Raw genomic sequence first — 20,926 nt, 5'->3', positions numbered from 1 at the left:
AGATTACCGAGATGGCCCGCGGCCTTCGCCTCGGGCGCGCCGCGCTCGAAGCGGGAACCGAAAGCGTCCTCGAGCGCTTCGGTCCCTCGCGCGCCGACGCGAGCGGGGGATCGCGGCCCAGCCACGCGGTGATGGCGGCCTTGCTCGAGTTGCGCGGTGCCGCGCACAAGGTCGCCCAGTTCCTGAGCCTGGAAAGCGATGTGAGTCCGGACTTCGACGTGGCGAGCCATTCCCTCCAGGCTCCCGTCATGGGGCCGGCATTCGTGCTCGATACGATACGTGCGGATCTCGGCCGCGTCGAGAAGCTGTTCTCCGACTTCACCCCAACGCCATTCGCCTGTGCCAGCCTCGGCCAAGTGCACGCAGCCACGACGCTCGATGGCCAGGAGGTGGCCGTGAAGGTCCAGTACCCGGGCATGTCGGAGGTTGTGCGCGCCGACATGCGCCTGCTTCGCCGCGCCGCAGGGATGCTGCCACACCGTGCGCACTATGAGCATCTGCTGGTGGAGGTCGGGTCACGACTGCAAGAGGAATGCGACTATGTCCAGGAAGCTCAGGCATTGGAGTGGTTCGATGCGCGCCTTTCGATCGAAGGCGTCACCGTTGCGAAGGTCTTTCCATCGTTGTCGAGTTCGCGCGTGGTCACGATGGCAAGGCTGCCCGGCCTTCACTTGGACGCATGGCTGGTGAAACAGCCGGGGCAGAGCGCAAGGGACTTTGCAGCACAGCGCTTGCACGATGTTTTCATGCAATCCGTACACGTGCTCGGCCGAATACATGCCGATCCGAATCCGGGAAACATCCTCTTCGGGCCCGAAGGCCAGGTCGGGCTGATCGACTTCGGTTGCACTCGGTGGATTCCCGACGATTGCCAGGACATGATCGTGCGTATCTGGCGTGCCGCTGCAACTCGCGACGATGAGGCCGCCCATGCGGTTTACCTCGATATGGGCCTGTTCGCGGACTTGTCGACCGATGAAGCGTGGCATGTCGATCGCTCATCCTTGCTGCCATTTCGCGAATGGCTGGCGGTTCCGCTCCTGACGGAACGCTTTGATTTCGGTGAGCGACCCGAGTTTGTCGCAGAAGGCCGCAAACGCTTCGTTCGCATGCTGGAGGACCGCGCGCTTTCAGGCATTCGTCCCGAGTTCGTGCTTGTCAACCGCACGCTCTACGGCCTCTATCGTCTATTCGAGCGCATATGCGCCCGGGTTCGTTGTCAGGCCGGCTGATGTTGAGCGTGGGTCGCTCGCACGGCGGTCTCCTCGACGAGTCCCTTGAGCGCGTGCGTTTGATCCAGCAGCCTGGATTGCTCGTCGGCGGAAACCAAGCCCGCCAATAGCTCAATGCCGTGCATTTCCTCGTAGGTCATGCGGAATCGCTGTGCCAGAACAATCGAGCGCCGCAACCGGCGTCTGGCTGAGGCAATTCTTCCCGATGCGATGTTGAAGAGCGCGCAGATCCAGTGATAGCGAGCCTGGCCAAAGGGAAAAACAATGGCGAACAGGCGTAGGCCCACCATCGCCGCTCGCGCACGCCGCTGGGCCTCCGCCTTCGTCAGAAGGCCATGTGCCAACGCAGTCGCATAGACTTCACACGGTCCGGCAAAACCTTCGAGTTGCCCCCAGGTTGTTGGCCTGGCACCGGCAATGACTTCGCTGGCTCGGTCAGCGCCCACGATAGCTTCTGCCATGCGGCCCAGTCTGCACAGTGCGACGCACTGCACTCCTTCGGAAATTATCAGCGAGATGCGGTCGCGCTCCACGAGGAAAATCTGTCGCGCACGCTCCGATCGCAAGAGGGCTTCTCCGTAGTGCGCCTGATGAAGGTCCGCGACCGACAGCACATTGTGCGTCCAGCCTTGCTGTTGAACATTGACCGAGCGTTCTGCGTGTTCCCAAACGATCTTCATCCACGCACGCGTTTTGGCGTATTCGCTCGTGTAGAGCGCGTTTGTGGCGATGATTGTGAGTTGGAAGCCGCTTTGCGCATGGGCACCCAGTTCTTCGGTAAAGGACAGAGCCCTTTGTTCGGCCTCGAGCGACGCATCCCAATCGCCGATGCAGCCGAAGTACATGCCGGTGTAGAACCATGCGACGCCTTGTTGGAGGGGATCTCCTGCATCTTCCGAGAGGGCGCAGGCTCGGCGGAGGTAGCGAAGTGCGATCCCGTGCAGCCGCGCCATTCCGGCTACGACGCCGAGCATGCCGAAGGCTACTGACACCGGGGCCGCGCTGGACGCCCGCTCCGCCAGATTCACCGCGAGCAAGGCGCTCCCAAGCATCATCTCGGGGGCGTTGACGAAGTAGGCCGATTCCGCCAGCAGGCCGGCCGCGCGGGCGCCTTCGATCAATTCCTCATCTGGAATCTGTCGCGTTCCCAGATGGGACGCGAGAGTCGCGACGCGGCTGGACAGGGGTGCGGAGAGTCGATCGAATGCCGAGATGGCAGTCAGGCCAATCCAGCCTGTCGGGCTATTCGGCAATGGCCGGATGAGGAGTTCGAACGCTTTTCGAGCTTCGACGGCGACGCCTTCCACCTGCCCCAGCCCAAGGAGCGCGCGACCGAGTTGACGGTGCCAAGCCGCCAGCCGTCCTCTGGGCTGATCCTTGCCGATGGACAACGCCCGACGGAAATGAGTGACGGCCTCCTGATCCGCGCCCGTGCGCAACGCTTGCATGCCAGCGAACTCCAGCCAATGCAGGGCTTTGGGCCACTCCTGCGCAGCGAACCAATGGTGAGCAAGTTCACCGGCACACTCTTCAGCGCGCTGGGCAAGGCGACTCTCGATTGCCTGGCCCATCCGTCGATGCAGGAGGCGGCGCTTGTCACCGGTCAGCATGCGATATGCCGCTTCCTGGGTATACCGATGTCGGAAGGCGAATGTCTCCGGTCCGACCGGCAAAGTCATGTCGGACGCGACCAGTCGCTCTACCGTCGCCGCGATCTCCGAACCGGACCGCGAAGCAAGATTGCTCAGTTCCTCGATCGAGAATGTCGGCCCAATGACGCTTGCAACTTTGAGTGCAGCGGCGTCGTCCACTCTGAGGCTGTCGATTCGCTGCTCGATCGTGCTTTCAATCGTTGTTGCCAGCGGCAGGTCGCTGAGTTCGGAGGCGTTTGGCGTCCGCGCGATAGCGCCCGCCCGGATTTCGACCTTGCCGAGGGCGATGAGCATGGCAGCAAGCTCTTGCGCGAAGAATGGGTTGCCCTTGGCCCGCTCGATAACCCACTCGGCGACTGTCGCAGGCACATCGCAGGATTCCATCCGGCTCGTCAACAGGGCGGTAATGTCCTGCGGCAACAGCGGCTCCAGATGAATGATGAGCGCATTGCGAGCGCGGATGGTCTGCAGCGACGTCGGCTCCATGCCGACCATGGGACGCGCGACGATGACAATACGGAGCGTGTCTACTTCCGAGGCCAAGCGCTGAAGCAATGCCCAACTCGAGGAGTCCAGCCAGTGTGCATCGTCGACGATCAGCGCGGTCGCGTCGCGATCAGCTCGATCAGCGAAGAGCATCGACAGCGCCTCGCGGATGTTGTCGGCTCGGACCCCACCGATGAGCGCCTCCGTGGATGCCGTGTCGGGTAGCGCCAGACGCAAGGCGTCGCCCAGCAACGGCGCCCGATCTGAACTGCCGAGCAATTGCCGGGCGACGATGCTCAGCCTGTGTGCAGCGTCCATTCCCGGCTGAAGTCCGCAAAGATCTTCGATGACGGAGGCAAGGGCAGAGTAGGGCGTGTCTCGCCCGACCGGCGTGGCGATTGCAGTCCACGTAAAGCTCCCACGCATCCGCAGTTCACTGGAAAGCCATCTGGCAAATCGACTCTTGCCGATGCCTGCTTCACCCTGAATGACGATGGGACAAGCTTTTCGTCCCCCCATCGCGAGTGCTTCGCGGACGACCCCGACTTCCTTGTCGCGGCCGAAAAACTCCTCCTTCTCTATCGAAACTCCGAGATGGGCGATCTCCAGTCGCCAGAAGGCGCGATCGCCGATCCCCTTCAATGTCGCCTGGGCATGCGAGCCCTGGACGCTCCCGCTTGCTGCCGCCCACGTCGTGTCATCGGCCAGCACTTCTCCCGAAGCTGCATGCTGCATCAATCGCGCCGCGAAATTGACAGCCGTACCCAACGAGGTCAGTTGCCGCCGCGACTCTGATCCTATCGGGCCCAGAAACACCCTTCCCGTCGAAATGCCGGCACGCGCGCCCGCGATGTCGCGCACTACGAGCGCCGCAAACTGCAAAGCCTCGGGGGGGCCGGTAGCGGCTACGCCCACCACCAGTCCGAACGCAATCTCGGCAACGAGGCGTTGGGCCTCCAGGCTGAAGCGTACAAGTTGTCCCCCCTGGCCATCGGCAGCAGTCTGGATTGCCAACGCCACGTCCTGCAACGACCTCTGACCAGCGGCGAGGTCTGCGCCGACGAAAGCGATCGTGAGGGTGCGGAACTCCCTCATCCAGTCCGTCAAACCTTCAGGGAGCCGTGCGCGGACGTATGCCGGAAGGTACGAGGAGGGATCTGCATCCGCGGTGTCATGGAGTGGAACCTTCAAACCGGACGAGGAGAGCCGCGCGATGCTGCCAGGCATGCCGGCAACGGCCGTTTCGACGAGGCGATAGACATGCTCGACCGCATCGCCGCCCGCGACCAACTCGTATCGTTCGCGGTGACCTCCTATGCGCGCAAGCTTGATGGAGCCGTGCGCGATCGCGCTGCGAAAGCCATGGTTCTTGCCGTCAGGTCCACGGACGGCGCATTGGGCGATCGCATGCGAGGCCCTCGATGCCGCTTCCACGGCGGCGTCACCTCCGAGAAAGATGCAGAGCAAGCCATCGCCAGCGAACTTGGCAACTTCGCCGCCCTCGGACATGACCGCATCGACCGCCGGTCCGAGTGCATGGTTAAGGTCGCGACTGACCAGTTCCCCCCCGTCGGCACCAGCGCTCGCAGCGAGCGCTTCGGTCAATCCGGTGAAGTCGGCCAGATCGGCCAAGAGCACAGCGCCTGGCACCAGGACTGGGGACCCATCGACCGGCACCAGCCCGAGCAGGCGCATTGGTGCGAACGCGTGTGCAACATCCAACTCACTCATAGTGGCAGCACCCTGGAGCTTGGGCCGGCACGGTCGTCAGCACGGCCTCGCAGTTCGTCGAGCGGCCCATGGCTCGAACTGCAGGTTATTGTGGGGCCGCAGGAACGCTGGATCAACAATGCCAGTTGTCGCACACAATTCCAAGGCGGGCTACGGCAGCTTGGCGTCCCCCGCGGCTCAGCCCTGATCGACCTCGTGGGGGGCGCAGACTTTGCGACATTTCTACTTGGCATGCAATGAATTCACGCCACTTCACGACTCGCAATGGAACGGAACTCGTCTTCTCGGCCCTCGGCTATGCCGGGCGCCGAAGACAGCGGCTCCGAGCACGGCCGAGGAGAGCATACGGCGCCAACGTGCGTTGACCATGAATCACTTCTTGGATTGAAGGTTGAGGGTCGACTCAATCCGGCGTCGAGCTCAGGCGCTGCCGGCCAACGGCCTGCCAACGAAACATTTCCGGTGACGGAGCCATCACGCTCGGTCAACGCCGATCAGCGCGCAGCGTTCTTCACGGGCAGAGCTTTTGCGAAATAGCAGGGATTCAAGACGGGGCCTATTGGTTGGCTTGTGTTGGCGACAAGCGCCTGCGGCTTTTTTAGGCGACGACCCGTGCCGTACCAAGTCTCACGCCACCCCTCGCTCACCCGGCATTCGCGGAGGCGCCATCAGCATGAAGACGCCTGGAAACGCCAACGCGCGGCCTGTATCAGTTGATCTCACTGCTCTCGTCACGTGACTGGCACGTGAATTGCGGCTCTGCAGCATTACCATCGATGCGCAAGGAGGGTCCGAGCGATGCCGACGCTGATCGTGACGAGGAATGCCGTCGTGCGGCGCATGATCCGGCTACTCGAAGGGGAGTTCAGGATCGGGCGCGGCCCGACCAATCATCTCGTGCTTGCGGCGGGCACCGTCAGCAAGGTCCACGCAATCCTCAGGCGGCACGGAAATTTCGTCACCCTTCACGACCTCCACAGCACCAACGGCACGCTCGTCAACGGCGAGGACGTGTCGGTGCGCCCGTTTTCTTCGTTCCCAACGTTACAGGACCGTCGAAGAATCGCGGTCTTCCGTTGTCCTGGAGCGCTCCGCATGTTGCACCGTCAAGCCTTTCTCCACCTCGCAGCCGCGTTTCTATTGGCACCGATCGTCGCATCCGCCGCACCGGCTGCCGGCGACCCCGTGTGGTTCGGCGTCAGCGGCCCGCTGACCGGGCAGAACGCGCAGTACGGCGCCCAGTGGAAGGCCGGTTTCGATCTCGCGCTGGAGGACGTGAACGCCACCGGCGGCATCCACGGCCGCCCGCTGACCTACGTGTTCGAGGACAGCCAAAGCGACCCGCGGCAGGCCGTCGGCCTGGCGCAGAAATTTGTGAATGACAAGCGCATCCAGATCGAGCTCGGCGACTTCTCCAGTCCGGCATCGATGGCCGCCTCGCCGATCTACCAGCGCGCAGGCCTGGTGCAGTTGGGCTTCACCAACTCGCACCCCGATTTCACCAAGGGCGGCGACTACGTCTGGAGCCCATCCATCAGCCAAGCCGCATTCTTCAACTGGGCCAATCGGCTCATGCTCGCGCTGGGCGAACCCGCGGCCAAGGGCAAGGACGAAGCGCCGCTGCCGTCTCTGTACAACTGAGTGCCCTCAGTTCAGCCGCTGGCCGCCGGCGGCGTCGAAAAGATGCGCCTTGGCCGCCACCGGCGAGAATCCCAGGTGGTCACCCGGTCGCGCGTTGATGCGGTCGCGGAATGCTGTCATGACGGTCTGGCCGGACAAGCGCAGCGCGACCTGTGTTTCTGCGCCGGTCGGCTCGACGACGATCACCTCGGCGGACAGCCCACTGCCCGGATCGATCGTGAAGTGCTCCGGGCGCGCGCCATAGAGCACGCGATCGCCGTGCGACCCGTGCGTCACCGTTGCCAGTGGCAGGCGCAAGCCGTCGTCCGTCAATACGAATGGGGCGCCGTCGAGTTGCAGGTGTCCAGGGATGAAGTTCATGGCCGGCGAGCCGATGAAGCCCGCCACGAAGGCATTGCGGGGCCGGTCGTAGAGTTCGAGCGGCGCGCCGACCTGTTCGACCCGTCCGTCCTTGAGCACGACGATGCGGTCGGCCATGGTCATCGCCTCCACCTGGTCGTGGGTCACGTAGACCGTAGTGGTGCCCAGGCGTTGGTGCAGCGCCTTGATCTCGGTTCGCATCTGCACGCGCAGCTTGGCATCGAGGTTCGACAGCGGTTCGTCGAACAGAAATGCCTGAGGCTGCCGCACGATGGCGCGCCCCATGGCGACGCGCTGGCGCTGGCCGCCCGAGAGCTGGCGCGGGCGCCGTTGCAGGAGGTCGCCGAGGCCCAAGGTGTCGGCCGCCTGCTGCACACGGCGTGCGATGTCGTCAGGCCTGAGCCCATGGATCTTCAGACCGAAGCCCAGGTTCTGGCCGACCGTCATGTGCGGGTAGAGCGCGTAGTTCTGGAACACCATGGCGACATCGCGGTCGCGCGGGGCGACGTCGTTGATGCACCGTTCCCCCAGAAAGATCTCGCCCGTGTCGACGCTTTCCAGGCCCGCGATCATGCGAAGCAGGGTGGATTTCCCGCAGCCGGACGGCCCGACCAGTGCGACGAATTCGCTGTCCCGGATCTCGACGTCGATCCCGCGGATGACGGGCGTCGCCGCGAAATTCTTGGTGAGGTGGCGGATGGTGATGGAGGCCATGGAGGTATCGAGGAGTCGAGGAAGAATGGAGGAGGAGGGGGAACGGTCAGTCCTTGATGCCGCCGGCCGTGAGACCGCGCACCAGGTACTTTCGAACGAGTACCGTGAACACCACGACGGGGAGCATCACAAGCGTTCCGCTGGCGGCGATCTTGGTCCACTCCCATCCTTCGTACTGCAGGAAATTGACGATCGCCACCGGCGCCGTGATGGCGTTGGTCCTGGTCAGGATCAGCGCGTAGAAGAAGTCGTTCCACGAGAAGATGAAACACAGCACCGCGGTGGCCGCGAGACCTGGCGCGGTGAGCGGCAGGGACACGCGCCAGAACGCCTGCCAGACGCCGCAGCCGTCGATCCATGCCGCCTCTTCGAGCGATGCCGGCACCGCCTCGAAGAAGGTCTGCATCAGCCAGATGACGATCGCCAGGTTGAAGGTCAGGTAGACGATGGCGAGACCGATCGCCGTGTCCTGCAGCCCGAGGTACTGATAGGCGAGAAAGAAGGGAATCGTGAAGGCGATGGGCGGTGCCATGCGCGTCACCAGGATCCATAGCGCAACGCGGTTGCGCCCCCTGAACTCCCAGCGTGTGAGGGCGTAGGCCGCGGGCACGCCGATCAGCATCGAGAAGACGGTGGAGAGCGTGCTCACGAGCAGGCTGTTGCCGAACGACTTGAGGAAATTGCCTTGCAGCAGGCTGATGAAGCCGTCCAGCGTCGGAACGAACAGCAGGCTGTCTTCGAAGATTTCGGCCGCTGGCCGGAAGGCGAGTTGCACAAGCCAGAGGAAGGGGGACAGGACGACGAGCAGAAGCAGCGCGACGGTGAGCGCGCGCCCATGCCGCGAGAGCCATGATCGACGCCGGGCGGGCGCTCGAAGGCGGGTCGCCGAGACGTCTTCGCGGCCGCTGGGCTCCCGTTCGTCGATGTCGATACCCCATGCACGGCTAGCGCTTGTCATGCTCGCTCCATCCCAGCTTTCCGACCAGCCAGCTCAAAACGAAGACACCCACCAGCATGACGGTCGCGATCGCGCTGGCATAGCCCCAATAGGAAAAGTTGAACGCCTGGATGAACCCGTAGTAGTTGGTGACTTCGGTCACCGACCCGGGCCCGCCATTGGTCAGCACGTAGATCAGCGGAAAGGCCTTGAAGCTGTCGATGAGCCGGAATAGTCCGCACACGACGAGCACGGGGCGGATGTAGGGCAGCACGATGTACCGGAACAGCTGCCAGCGACTGGCGCCCTCCAGCGTCGCGGCTTCGAGCGGCTCGTCCGGAATCATCTGCAACGACGCCAGCACCATCAGCATGGTGAAGGGAAACCATTGCCACGTGTCCGCAAGCGAGATCGCCCACAGGGCGGTGTCGGGGTTGGCGATCAGCGAACGCACCGGCCAGCCGATCGCTTCGAGCGTGCGATGGATTGGACTGACGTCGGGCGTGTACATGATCTTCCAGATCAGGGCAACGACGATCGGCGGCAGCACCATCGGGATCAGGAACACCGTCCTGGCGCCCTCGAGCACTCGGGACTTTCCGTTCAGCAGCAGCGCCAAGCCGAGCCCGACCCCCAACTGCAGCGCCACGCTGGACGCGGAGAGCTTCAGCTGCACCGCGACGGATGCGAGGAAGCGATCGTCATGCAGCAACTGGCGGTAATTGACCAGCGGGTCGTCGAAGCGGAAGGTGGCCGAAGGATCGGTGAGCTGCAGGGGCGTGAAGCTCGCCACCACCAAGGCGGCGGCCGGAACCAGCGTGATCAGCAGCAGGACGATGAGCGAAGGCGAAAGGCCGAGCAGGAAGGCGCGGCGCCGCTCCGTCTGCCAGCTGCCTGCAGGAAGTGCATGCGCCACACCCAAGTCCTCAGAGCTTCGCGCCGGCGCGCTTGAGCTCGGCGATCGAATTGGCCTGTGCCTGCTGGAAGGCCTGCTTGGCCGTGAGCTGGCCGCTGGCGATCAGCTCGATCGCCTTGTTCAGCTGCTGGTCGACCTGCGGGTAGACCGAGACGGTGCGGTACTTCATGTGGCCGGTTTTCGCCGCCAGCTCGATCGAATCGAGCGACAGCTGCGCGAGATTGCTTCCGTTGATGATCTGCTTCTTCCGGAACTCCGCGGAGTCGATGTCGGAGCGCCGCGCCGGCGAACCGTAGCCTGCCGCCACCGCGCGCGAAGTGATCTGCTTGCTCAATGCCCATTGGATAAAGGCCCAGGCCGCTTCCTTCTGCTTCGACCCTGCAGGGATGCCCAGCCCATGCACCGCAGTGCCGGGAAAGCGTCCGGCCGGTCCCTTGGGCAGCAGACCGAACTTGACGGTCTTGATCGTCTTGCTCGTGGCCGGGTCGCCCAACTGCGCCAGGTGCAACTGCCCGGCATCGGTGAAGTTCACCCGGCCCAGCTTGAGCGCCTGCGTGACTTGGTCCGGCTGGTAGGTGATGGCGCCGTCCGGCCCGAACTCCTTCAGCAGGTTGGCGTAGTACTCGCCGGCCGCGATCGCCTCGGGGGTGTCCAGCGTGGGAAACAAATCGTCGGGCGCCTTCCGGAACACGTCGCCGCCGAAGGCGTGCAGGTAGGGCACGAAGGTCCATCCATAGTGGTTGTCGGCGACGAAGCCGGCAACGCGTTCCTTCTTGTTGACGGCGCGCAGCACCTTCACGAGATCGTCGGTGGTTTCCGGAAAGGCCAGTCCGGCTTTCTCCACGAGGTCGAAGCGGGACGATGCCGTCAACAGCGCTTCGGCCGTCCAGGGCACGCCATAGAGCTTGCCGTCCTTGCCCGTTTCCGGCGCGCGCGCGCCGGGCAGGAAGTCGTTGATGTCCCAGTCTGCCGGCGTGAGATTGGGATTCCTGATGAAGTCGTCGAGCGGGGTGAGCCAGCCCGAGTTGATCCAGCGGCTGGAGTAGATGAAGGTGACGTTGACCACGTCATAGGCCGAGCCCTTGGTCGACAGCTCCAGGTCGGCGCGCTGGTTGTAGACCGGAAAGGAAGGTGCGTCGAAGTTCACCTTGGCGCCCGTGAGCGCCTCGAACTCGGGCAGCCACTGCTGGAGCAGCTTGGGATAGGCGGCACTGAAGGTCGAGACATTGAGCGTCACGCCGGCGTACTTCCTGGCGCCGGCCTGCGCAGCCGCGAGGCCTGGAAGCAATGTCGACGCGCCGAGTGCGGCCCCTGCGTGGAGCAAAGCGCGGCGATGACGATCGTGAGCGGAGAATTCCTGGGTCATGGCAATGTCTCAGGTTCAGGCGGTGGCGGAAATGACTTCGTCGATGCGCGCATCGTTGGTTGCTTCAGGTCGGCTGCGCGTGCGACTGCGCTGGCCGTCGAGCGCCACCGCGGTGTCGCCGTGGACGGTCACGCGGCGGACCAGGCGGGGCTGGTTGCCGTAGTCGTTGATGGCGAAGTGCTGCGTCGCGCGGTTGTCCCAGATCGCCACGTCGTCCTGCCGCCAATTCCAGCGCACCGTGTTCTCGAGCCGCGTGACGCGGTTCTGCAGCAGTTCGAAAATCCGCGTCGACTCGGTGCTCGACAGGCCCACGAGCTTCTTGACGAAATGGCCCAGCAGCAGCGCGCGCTCGCCAGACACGGGATGCACATGCACCACCGGATGCTCGGCTTCGTAGACGGCGGACACGAAGACGTTGCGGTGGTGGCGCAGGCGTTCTTTCTCGACCAGCACGCGGTCAGCGCCATAGTCATAGTCGTTGCTATGGACAGCCCACAGGCTGTCGGCCAGTTGCTTGAGTTGGGCCGGCAGGCGCTCGTAGGCGACGGCCGTATTGGCCCAGACGGTGTCGCCGCCATAGGCCGGAATGGTCACGGCGCGCAGGATCGAGATCTTCGGAAAGGCATCGACGAAGGTCACGTCGGTGTGCCACGAGTCGGCCCTGCCGCCACCCTTGGAGGCATCGAGTTCGAACAGTTTCGTGCCCTGTGCCGGGGGCACGGTCGGGTGCGCGACCGTGCGACCGAATCGCGCACCGAAGGCCTGGTGCGCTGCGTCGTCCAGATGATCCTGGCCGCGGAAGAACAGCACCTTGTGCTTGACCAGTGCGGCGTTCAACTGCTCGATCGCGTCGGCCGGCAGATCGCCGCCGAGCTTGATGTCCTGGACCTCGCCACCGATGTGACCGGCCACGCGCCTGATGCGCAGGTCGCCGATGCTGGTGTCGATGGATGAAGAGATGTCGTGGCTCATCGGGAATTCTCCTGAAGGAATGGAAGTCGTGATGGGGGACGGTCGAACCGTCATCGGAACGAGCTGCGCATCGCAGCGCCAACTCAATGTGCTGAAAGGGCCTCGCCGTTCACATTCGGCTTGTGCGCGAGCAGTTGCACCAGCGCCGACGCGGGAAACGACTCGCTCTTCCGCTCCGCCACGCCTCCGTCGAGCGCGTCTTCCACCGCGGTGTGCGTCAAGGTGGGCGCGAATGCCTCGATGAAGGCGTAGACGAAGCTGCGCAGGTAGACCCCGCGCCGTACCGCGAGCTTCGTCAGGTTGATGCCGAACAGGTGCCCCGCATCCACCGCGCGCAGCCGGACATCGCGCTCCGCTTCGAATGCGATGCCCGCGACGATCCCGACACCCATGCCGAGTTCGACGTAGGTCTTGATGACGTCGGCGTCCATCGCGGTGATGGCCAGGTCGGGCTCCAGGCCGGCGTCTGCGAACGCCTGGTCGATGCGCGTGCGCCCGGTGAAGCCGCTGTCGTAGGTGACGAGCGGGTAGGCCGCCAGTCGTTCGATGGTCAGCGGCCCGTCGAGCAAGGGGTGGCCCGGCGGTGCGATCACTGAATGCGTCCAGCGAAAGCACGGCAGCGTGACGAGTTGAGGGTAGTCGCTCAGCGCTTCCGTGGCGATTCCGACGTCGGCTTCGCCGTCGAGCAGCATTTGCGCAATCTGCTTGGGCGAGCCCTGCCGCAGGTGCAATTGCACGTTGGGAAACCTGCCCCGGAACTCCTGAACAGCAATCGGCAATGCGTAACGCGCTTGCGAGTGCGTCGCGGCGATGGAGAGCAGGCCGTCCTCCTGCGCAATGAACTCTTGTCCGGCCTGGCGCAGGTTCTGGCTCTCGTCGATGATGGGCAACAGATGGTCGCCCGGCGCCGTCAGGCCCGTCAGTCGCTTGCCCGCACGGGCGAACAGCGCGATGCCGAGTTCGTCTTCCAGTTCACGGATCTGTCGGCTGACACCCGGCTGCGAGGTGTGAAGGACATGGGCGGCTTCGGTGAGATTGAAGCCGCAACGAACGGCTTCGCGGACGGAACGCAACTGTTGGAAATTCATGGGACCTGAACGAGAAAGCAGTGCCAATGGCAAGAGGCGGCCGATTCTGCTGGCGTACTTTCAGATCCCGAACTACCGATTCGTTGCTTTCAAATAAGGGAATGATCTGAGACCTTGCGGCCAATGGAAAACGCATCTGCAAACGCGCATTCCTTCGTTTGCAGGCACGCCGGGCATCCTCAGAATCCGCAGGGTCGCCGGTGCATCGGCCAGTGCCCATTGCCCGTTCCGACAATCGCGTCCGCTTCCATTCGATGACCCCAGGATCTCCTCATGTTGCCTGTTTCCGCTGAAGTAGGCAGCGCGCGCCCCATCTCGATTGGGCGGCGTCATCCGGTTTCGATACTCTGAGATAGGTCGTTGCGCGGCAGGATTTGGTATTCATCGTTGTGTGCATCCCTTCTTGAACGCCTCGATGTGTGCGGCCAAACCACGCCTCGCCTTGGAACTGCCTGAAGCAGAATTCCGTCACCGGGTTTCCTGCCGCTCGCGATTCCTTGCACAGCTGGAGCGGCGACTTGGTCTGGTTGCCGTACTGGTCGCGGTACACCGGCGGGGCGGGCGCGCGGGTTTTCGCTTCGTCAACACGCTCGATCCGCCCGCTGGAAAGCCATTCGATCCTGGCCTTGTAGTTGCCTTCCTCGATGAAGCATCCGGCTTGCTGTCCGCGAACGGCAACGAAGCCTTCATCAGCCTTGTTGCCGCTGAGGCATGGCTTGTCGTAGATCGTGACGCCACCCGGAGCGGTCCCCAGCACGGGGACACCGTCCAGCGCACCAGCCAAGGCAGGCGCGGCGAGCGCTGCCGCGAGGATTGCAATGTACTTCTTCATCTCTCAGCCCCTCCGCCTTGAAGTTAATGTGAAGGACATTTTTCGCGCAGTATGTCGATGGCGATTGTGAAACTGCAAGCGAGGTCGCGGCGGTGGAGTCAGCAGGCCTATGCCTGCAATGGATACGTTCTTGAACGAATGAAAGCGTGCAACCTTATGCGGCCTGCATGGATGTGAGCTCAGAAGAAATGGAAGCGCACGGTGGGGTCGCGCGCGACGCGGTCGCTCAGGCCTCGCTCCCAGACAAGGTAGTCGGTCCATGCGCGGTCGCGCCGCGATGCCGGCACGCGCATGACGGAGCCCCAGTCATCGTCAATGGGCGTGAGGAGTTGGGCGGGCTCCCAGGCTTGTTCGATCGGCAGACCCGCTGCCCTCCATGCTTCGGTGCCGCCCACGAGCCAGGTTGCATCGCTCTCGGGCCACCGCTTACGCGCATCGCGGGCCACGAGACGGGCAGCCAGTCCGTCCGGCGAGCTGAAGACGATGCGGTGTCCATTCTGTTGAAGGGCAGCCAGCGGGTCCAGGGTCGAGGGCAGCAGGTAGTGAGCCCGCGGAAGATGCCGGCGTTCGAAATCGAAGCTCGGGCCGACGTCGACCAAATGAAGACGTTCGGGCGTACCGGGATGCTTCAGATGATCGGCGAGGAGAACGTTTTCCTGGCCACTCCGCAGATCGGTGCCGCCATGAACGCCGCTGCAGCCGCGACGCAGGAGTGGCTCGGCCAATCCACGGCGTCCAAGTGAGATCAGTGCCAGGTAGCGGCCTGCGCCTCGTGCTCGGTCGCAACCGGGCGTCGGCACTGCACCGCGCTGCAGGCTCTGCACGAGAATCCGTTCTGATGCCGAAAGCGCCTTCCCATCGACCCATCGACGCGCAGCACGATCCCGGATCGCTCCCGCGCGCCGGCGGTCAGTTGCTGCCGCGTGTGGCGCTCCTCGCGCGGCTCGCCAACAACCATGGTCGCCGGCTCGCCTTCATTCAGGCGCCGGCCGGATGCGGCAAGAGTTCGCTGCTTCAAGCCTGGCGGCGCGAGTTGGTGGCTGCTGGCGCCGAAGGACCCGAATTGACCTACATCAAGATTGCTCAGTGGACCACCTGCTTCGCGCTCAGTCCCGCCGGTCTCGCTAGTGACCCGCGAACAGCGCTTGCACCTGTGTGCGAAGCCACCTGTTCGCATGGTCCCGATTGGCTCTTCGATGCCAGAACTGATGCACCGGAATGGCCGGGGAAGCAATGGGTGACGCGAGGATTCGAACCTTTGCATAGCGCTGGCACACGTATGCCAAGTCGCTCGGGACGGTCGCGACGAGGTCCGAGCTTTCGATGATGGGCAACAGGCTCAGAAAATGAGACAGTTCGAGCGCAACCTGTCGCCGAAGGCCCTTCCTGGCGAGAAACTGCTCAAAGACATGCTCACGCCCGTCGGGCCGGACGACGACGTGCCGCAAGGCGAGGTATTGGTCCAGACTGAGCGGTCCGTCGTCCACATGCGGGTGGTCATGGCGCACCATGCAGACATGGCGGTTCTCGAACAGTTTCTGCTGGTAGAAGCCGGCGCCCTTGAGATCCGGAAAGTAGCCCAGCGCGAGGTCAGCCGCGCCGCTGGCCAGTGCTTCGGCGGCAGCTTCCGGCGGACGTGAAACCGCACTGAGCCGCAGGCTCGGCGCGGCTTCTGCCAGCCGCCGGATCAGTGGCGGAACGAAGTGGATCTCTCCGATGTCCGGCGTGATCACGACAAAGGTTCTCTCGCTGCGCGCGGGATCGAAACCGGCCGGCTGAAGGATTTCGTTCTTGACTGCGTCGATGACGCGCCGCACCGGAACCTGTAGCGCCTGCGCTCGCGCGGTGGGCTGCATCTGCGCGCCGACCTTCACGAACAATGGGTCTTCGAACATCAGTCTCAGGCGCGCGACTGCGGCGCTTGTCGCGGGTTGGCTCAGGCCGATGGCTTCGCCGGCGCGCGTGACGCTGCGGTGTTCGAGCATGGCGTCGAACACCACGAGCAGGTTGAGGTCGATTTGCCGTATATCCATGGCATGGATTCTATGAATCCATGGAATGGGCTTCTTGGATTCGATGCGGCTGCCTAGACTTCGCGCCAGATCAAGGAAAACAGCATCGCGCTGGACTGGAGACAAGTCATGACCGAACTCACGCTCGCCTTTGCGAACGACCTCATTGCTGCCGCGCTCGGCGCCGCACGTGCCGCCGGCCATCCGCCGCTGGCGGTCGTCGTTCTGGATGCCGCAGGTCATCTGATCGCGGCGCAGCGCGAAGACGGGGCCAGCATGTTTCGGATCGACATTGCCACCGGCAAGGCATGGGGCGCGGTCGGCATGGGGGTCAACAGCCGCACGCTGTCCGAGCGTGCCAAGGGCAACCCCAACTTCTTCACAACGCTGGCCGCCACGGCGAACGGGCGCTTCCTGCCGCAGATCGGCGCCGTCCTGATCAAGGACAGCGAAGGTCGGATCCTGGGTGCCGCAGGCGCTTCCGGCGGCACGGGCGACGAAGACGAAGCCGATTGCATCGCCGGAGTGAAGGCCATCGGCCTTCTGGCCGCCTGACCGCGGACCCGCACCATGCGCCCTCATTGCCATGCCTGCAATGGCGTCGACGTGCACGCGCACGTCGTGCCCGAACGCTTTCCCGCCTGGATGGGTAGCGCCGTTCCTTCGTCCTGGCCTTCGACCATTGCGGCGCCGGACCAGAACGGCATGTGCCATCGCCACGTGATGATCGCGGGCAAGCAGTATCGGACCGTTTCGGAGAAGTGCTGGAGCGCACCACGCCGGCTGGCCGATCTTCCGGGCATGGGCTTGAAGCGTCAGGTGATCTCGCCCATGCCGGAGTTGCTGAGCTACTGGCTGGACGCGCCCGCAGCACAGACGCTGATTCGCTACTTGAACGAACACACCGCCGCCATGGTGGCCGAAGGCGATGGCGCACTGATCGGGCTGGCGGCCGTGCCGCTGCAGGACCTCGACCTCGCGATCGCCGAGCTTGAGCATGCTGTCGGCGCACTGGGCCTCGCGGGCGTCGAGATCGGCAGCAACGTCAACGGAGTGGCAATCGGAGATCCGCGGTTCCTACCCTTCTTCCAGGCCTGCGAGGCGCTGGACGTCGCCGTCTTCGTGCATGCGCTGAAGCCCATTGGCATGGACAGGCTCGTCGGTCCAGCGCCTCTGCAGCAGGTGCTGGCCTATCCGACCGACGTCGGTCTCGCTGCCGCGTCGGTGATCACTGCGAACCTGATGCTGGCCTGTCCGCGCCTGCGCATCGCGTTCAGCCACGGCGGCGGCACATTGGCAACCTTGTTGCCCCGGCTGCAGCAGGGGTGGCAGGTCTTTCCGGCGCTCAAGGATCAGGTGCGCGAGTCGCCGGTCGACCAGGCGCGCAAGCTCTTCTTCGACACGCTGGTGTTCGATGTCCCCACGCTGCGGCATCTGGTATCGGCGTTTGGCGAGCGCCAACTGATGCTGGGCACCGACTACCCCTTCAATTTTCATGACCGCACGCCCGTGGCGCACGTTGAAGCCGCAGGCTTCGACGAGGACACGGTCGCCGCGCTCATCCATCGCAATGCCGAGCGCTTTCTCGGCATCGCTTCCGACACACCCGAAACACCCGAGACACCATGAGCTCTCCCTGGATTGAAGGCCTGCGCAGCGTAGCGCTGGACGTTCCCGACCTCGAACGCGCCGAGGCGTTCTACACGGAGGTCTGGCGGCTCAGCGTGGTGTCGCGCGGCACCGGCGCGATCTATCTGCGCGGCACGGGTGCTGACCATCACCTGCTTGCGCTGCGTGCGGCACCGGTCACGGCGATTCGCTGCGTGACCTTGCGCGCCCGAAGTGCCGCGACACTGTCCTCGATCGCCGATGCCGCAGTGGCGGCGGGCGGCCAGATCCTTCGGGCCATCGCGCCGCTGGCCGAGCTCGGCGGCGGCACCGGCCTCACCGTTCGCGACCCGGACGGCCGCATTTTCCAGATCGTGCACGGCGACGAGCGCCACGCCGACGCGACCGAGCAGCGGGACCGCCCGGTCCGCCTCGCGCATGCGGTGCTCAACAGCCATGCGGTGGACGCAACGCGTCGCTTCATGGAGAGCGCCTTCGGCTTCACGCTGTCCGATCGCACGCGGATCATGGCCTTCATGAACTGCAACCGTGATCACCATTCGATCGCGTTGGGCGATGCGGACAACGACGCGCTCAATCACATCGCGTTCCTGATGCCCGATCTCGACTCGGTCATGCGCGGCGGCGGTCGGATGCGCGATGCGGGCTTCGGTATCGAGTGGGGTCCTGGCCGCCACGGTCCTGGCGACAACGCCTTCAATTACTTCGTCGGCCCCTTCGGCGAAGTCATCGAATACACGGCCGAAGTCGAGCAGATCGACGACAGCTATCGCGTCGGCGGTCCCGGCGACTGGACATGGCCACCCGGCCGCGTCGACCAATGGGGCATTTCCCAACCGCCAAGTCCGCGCCTCAAGGAAGCGCAGCGTTCTGTTTTTTTTATCAAGGAGATTCTGGAGTGAAGTTCACCACCTACTTGCGCAATGGCCAGCCGCGCCTGGGCGCCGTCGAAGGCGACGCTGTCGTCGATCTGAACGACGCACAGCCGCAAGTCCCGGCGGACCTGCGCGCGGCGCTGCTTGCCGGCATAGACCTCTGCGCGGTCGCCAAGGCGGCGCTGGCATCGGGTGCGCCGCGCCAGCCGCTGGCGTCGCTGACGCTTGCGCCGCTCGTGCCGGAGCCTGGCAAGATCGTGTGCCTGGGTCTGAACTACTACGACCACGCGAAGGAGAGCGGGCGCCAGAAGCCGGAGTACCCGTGGTTCTTCTACCGCGGCGCGAGCTCGCTGCTGGCGCACGGCGCGCAGGCGCTGCGCCCCCGCGTGTCGGAGAAGTTCGACTATGAAGCCGAGCTCGCCGTCGTGATCGGCAAGCGCGGGAAGCATGTGTCGCAGGAGCAGGCGCTCGATCTCGTCTTCGGCTACAGCTGCTTCAATGACATCTCGGTGCGCGACTACCAGAAGCGCACGCCGCAGTGGACGATCGGCAAGAACTTCGACGCCACCGGTGGCTTCGGTCCCGTGCTCGTCAGCGCCGACGAACTGCCGCGCGGGGCCGAAGGCCTGCGCATCTCCGGACGTTTGAACGGCGAGATCATGCAGGACGCCAACACCACCGACATGATCTGGGGCGTTGCCGAGACCATCGCGCTGCTCACCGAGTGCCTGACGCTGGAGCCTGGCGACGTGATCGTCATGGGAACGCCGGCCGGTGTCGGCCAGAGCCGCACGCCACCGGTGTGGATGAAGGCCGGCGACCGCTTCGAAGTCGCGATCGAGCGCATTGGCACGCTCGTGAACACCGTTGTCGACGAAAAATAGGATGACCGCGCTCCCTCAGGAACGCGACGTGTACGACGTCGCCGTGGTCGGCTTCGGCCCGACGGGCGCGGTCGCTGCAGCGTTGCTCGGCAGCGCCGGCCTGAAAGTCTGGGTCGGTGACCGGACACGCGAGGTCTATGACAAGCCACGTGCGATCGCGCTCGACCACGAGATCCTACGGGTGTTCCAGCAGATCGGCGTGATCGATCAGGTGATGCCGCACGTCGAGCCGTTCACGCCCTCGGAATATTTCGGTGTCGACGGCCAGTTGATCAAGCGTCTCACGATGGTCGCACCGCCGTATCCGCTCGGCTACACGCCGTCCAATGTGTTCAGCCAACCGCCGGTGGAAGAGGCGCTTCGCGCCCGCGTGCACAGCTTGCCGAATGTGAACGTGGAACTCGGCGTCGAAGTGACCGCGCAGACACGGGACGATGAAGTCGTGGTGCTTGCGCTGAAGCATGAAGACGGCTCGACCTCAGCGTTGCGCGCGCGTTATGTGATCGGCTGCGACGGCGCCTCGAGCTCGGTGCGCGACAACGCCGGCCTGTACCTCGAAGACCTGACATTCGACGAGCCATGGCTGGTCGTCGACGTGCTGGTCAACCAGCGCGGGCTTGCCAAGCTGCCTCTGACGAGCGTGCAGTATTGCGATCCCGAGCGGCCCTGCACTCTGGTCATCGGCCCAGGAAATCACCGCCGATGGGAGATCTCGCTCAAGGAAGGCGAAGACCCGAAGGTCGCGGCAACTCCGGAGCGCACCTGGGAGCTTTTGTCGCGCTGGCTCACGCCCGAGGACGGCACATTGTGGCGTCAGGCGAGCTACCGCTTCCATGCGCTGGTCGCCGACCGTTGGCGTGATGGCCGCGTATTCATCGCCGGAGACGCGGCGCACCAGCAACCGCCGTTCCTCGGACAGGGCATGTGCCAGGGCGTGCGCGACGTCGCCAACCTGGGCTGGAAGCTCGCCAGCGTGCTGAAGGGCGAAGTGACCGGTCCGGCCGCGGAGGCGCTCCTGGACAGCTACGGCGAGGAACGCAAGGCGCATGTGCAGGAATTGACCACGCGCATCAAGGCCATCGGCGCGGTGATCTGCGAGCGTGATCCGGCCAAGGCGCGCGAACGCGACCGCAGGCTGCTCGCCGAAACGGGCGGCGTGGTGAAGGACGTGCCTCGCCAGGAGGTTCTGCCTCATCTCACGTGTGGATTGCTCTCGCGCACCCCGCATTCCGCCAACGGCTTGCTGTTTCCTCAGCCGTGGCTCATGCAGCGCGGCGAGCGATTGCGCTTCGACGAAGTGGCCGGACACGGATGGCGGCTGGTGTTGCTCCCTTCCGCGCCTCGTCCGGCTCACACGGACGGACTGACCGTCGTGACTGCCGGCGACGCCGGGCTCGTCGAGACGGACGAGGTGCTGGCGCGCTGGATGCGCCGCCATGAATGCGTCGCGGCATTGGTGCGACCCGACCACTACGTGTTCGGCGTCGCGAGCATGCCCGCGGAGGTGCAGGACCTGGTGAACGAATGGCGTGCACGCATGCGCTGAATTCGCGGCGAATACCGTATCCCGACGACTAAATAACACAACACAATTGGAGA

At 64.4% G+C, this 20,926-nt stretch carries 16 protein-coding genes and 2 pseudogenes; 8 read left to right on the top strand and 10 right to left on the bottom strand.

Features of this window, described 5'->3' with window-relative positions:
• Positions 1-11: 11 nt before the first annotated feature.
• Positions 12-1,232, top strand: coding sequence for an ABC1 kinase family protein (locus AC1DHL_RS03725; protein WP_478160688.1), 1,221 nt, complete (start codon positions 12-14; stop codon positions 1,230-1,232).
• Here AC1DHL_RS03725 and AC1DHL_RS03720 read toward each other — a convergent pair.
• The gene (locus AC1DHL_RS03720; protein WP_478160686.1) at positions 1,220-5,002 is read right to left on the bottom strand and encodes an AAA family ATPase; all 3,783 of its coding nucleotides are present in this window, start codon (positions 5,000-5,002) and stop codon (positions 1,220-1,222) included. The two genes, AC1DHL_RS03725 and AC1DHL_RS03720, sit on opposite strands and share 13 nt — an antisense overlap.
• Before the next feature lie 897 nt (positions 5,003-5,899).
• On the opposite strand from AC1DHL_RS03720, the pseudogene AC1DHL_RS03715 reads away from it, so the two are divergent.
• Together AC1DHL_RS03715 and AC1DHL_RS03710 are read left to right on the top strand one after the other, a co-directional pair.
• Positions 5,900-6,106: pseudogene (locus AC1DHL_RS03715) on the top strand (FHA domain-containing protein); the annotation flags it as partial.
• 90 nt (positions 6,107-6,196) lie between these two features.
• Positions 6,197-6,646, top strand: a pseudogene (locus tag AC1DHL_RS03710) (ABC transporter substrate-binding protein); the annotation flags it as partial.
• Positions 6,647-6,748: 102 nt separating this feature from the next.
• On the opposite strand, the gene AC1DHL_RS03705 reads toward AC1DHL_RS03710, so the two are convergent.
• From AC1DHL_RS03705 to AC1DHL_RS03665, 9 genes are all read right to left on the bottom strand, one after another.
• Complete coding sequence (locus tag AC1DHL_RS03705) at positions 6,749-7,816, bottom strand: ABC transporter ATP-binding protein (protein ID WP_478100227.1); 1,068 nt, start codon at positions 7,814-7,816, stop codon at positions 6,749-6,751.
• Between the two features lie 46 nt (positions 7,817-7,862).
• Complete coding sequence (locus AC1DHL_RS03700) at positions 7,863-8,774, bottom strand: carbohydrate ABC transporter permease (RefSeq protein ID WP_478100226.1); 912 nt, start codon at positions 8,772-8,774, stop codon at positions 7,863-7,865.
• Positions 8,761-9,669, bottom strand: coding sequence for a carbohydrate ABC transporter permease (locus AC1DHL_RS03695; protein ID WP_478100224.1), 909 nt, complete (start codon positions 9,667-9,669; stop codon positions 8,761-8,763). Before AC1DHL_RS03695 ends, AC1DHL_RS03700 begins: the two co-directional genes overlap by 14 nt.
• Positions 9,670-9,679: 10 nt before the next feature.
• Positions 9,680-11,035: an ABC transporter substrate-binding protein gene (locus AC1DHL_RS03690; protein ID WP_478160684.1), complete on the bottom strand. Its 1,356-nt coding sequence runs from the start codon at positions 11,033-11,035 to the stop codon at positions 9,680-9,682.
• Positions 11,036-11,050: 15 nt separating this feature from the next.
• A complete protein-coding gene (locus tag AC1DHL_RS03685) occupies positions 11,051-12,007 on the bottom strand; it encodes a TauD/TfdA dioxygenase family protein (RefSeq protein ID WP_478100220.1) in 957 nt (318 codons plus the stop codon).
• A gap of 83 nt (positions 12,008-12,090) precedes the next feature.
• Entirely contained in the window at positions 12,091-13,095 is a 1,005-nt protein-coding gene (locus tag AC1DHL_RS03680; protein WP_478160682.1) for a CysB family HTH-type transcriptional regulator, read from the bottom strand.
• 271 nt (positions 13,096-13,366) lie between these two features.
• Positions 13,367-13,927 (bottom strand): hypothetical protein, encoded by a 561-nt coding sequence (locus AC1DHL_RS03675; protein ID WP_478160680.1) that lies wholly within the window; start codon positions 13,925-13,927, stop codon positions 13,367-13,369.
• A 179-nt stretch (positions 13,928-14,106) separates the two neighbouring features.
• Positions 14,107-14,652, bottom strand: a complete 546-nt coding sequence (locus AC1DHL_RS03670; RefSeq protein WP_478100214.1) for a rhodanese-like domain-containing protein — start codon at positions 14,650-14,652, stop codon at positions 14,107-14,109.
• A 399-nt stretch (positions 14,653-15,051) separates the two neighbouring features.
• Complete coding sequence (locus tag AC1DHL_RS03665; protein WP_478100212.1) at positions 15,052-15,960, bottom strand: LysR family transcriptional regulator; 909 nt, start codon at positions 15,958-15,960, stop codon at positions 15,052-15,054.
• A gap of 108 nt (positions 15,961-16,068) precedes the next feature.
• Between AC1DHL_RS03665 and AC1DHL_RS03660 the strand changes: the two genes are divergently transcribed.
• Genes AC1DHL_RS03660 through AC1DHL_RS03640 form a run of 5 tightly spaced genes read left to right on the top strand, consistent with a single transcriptional unit; the run spans position 16,069 to position 20,873 of the window.
• Positions 16,069-16,494 (top strand): GlcG/HbpS family heme-binding protein, encoded by a 426-nt coding sequence (locus tag AC1DHL_RS03660; protein WP_478100210.1) that lies wholly within the window; start codon positions 16,069-16,071, stop codon positions 16,492-16,494.
• Positions 16,495-16,509: 15 nt separating this feature from the next.
• The gene (locus tag AC1DHL_RS03655) at positions 16,510-17,568 is read left to right on the top strand and encodes an amidohydrolase family protein (RefSeq protein WP_478160678.1); all 1,059 of its coding nucleotides are present in this window, start codon (positions 16,510-16,512) and stop codon (positions 17,566-17,568) included.
• The gene (locus tag AC1DHL_RS03650) at positions 17,565-18,470 is read left to right on the top strand and encodes a VOC family protein (RefSeq protein WP_478100206.1); all 906 of its coding nucleotides are present in this window, start codon (positions 17,565-17,567) and stop codon (positions 18,468-18,470) included. The genes AC1DHL_RS03655 and AC1DHL_RS03650 overlap by 4 nt, the downstream gene beginning before the upstream one ends.
• Positions 18,467-19,327, top strand: coding sequence for a fumarylacetoacetate hydrolase family protein (locus AC1DHL_RS03645; protein ID WP_478160676.1), 861 nt, complete (start codon positions 18,467-18,469; stop codon positions 19,325-19,327). Before AC1DHL_RS03650 ends, AC1DHL_RS03645 begins: the two co-directional genes overlap by 4 nt.
• 1 nt (position 19,328) lies before the next feature.
• Complete coding sequence (locus AC1DHL_RS03640) at positions 19,329-20,873, top strand: bifunctional 3-(3-hydroxy-phenyl)propionate/3-hydroxycinnamic acid hydroxylase (protein ID WP_478160674.1); 1,545 nt, start codon at positions 19,329-19,331, stop codon at positions 20,871-20,873.
• Positions 20,874-20,926 lie beyond the last annotated feature (53 nt).

The organism is Variovorax sp. 10L426 (assembly GCF_056395305.1).
This window is presented reverse-complemented; position numbering and strand designations above follow the sequence as displayed.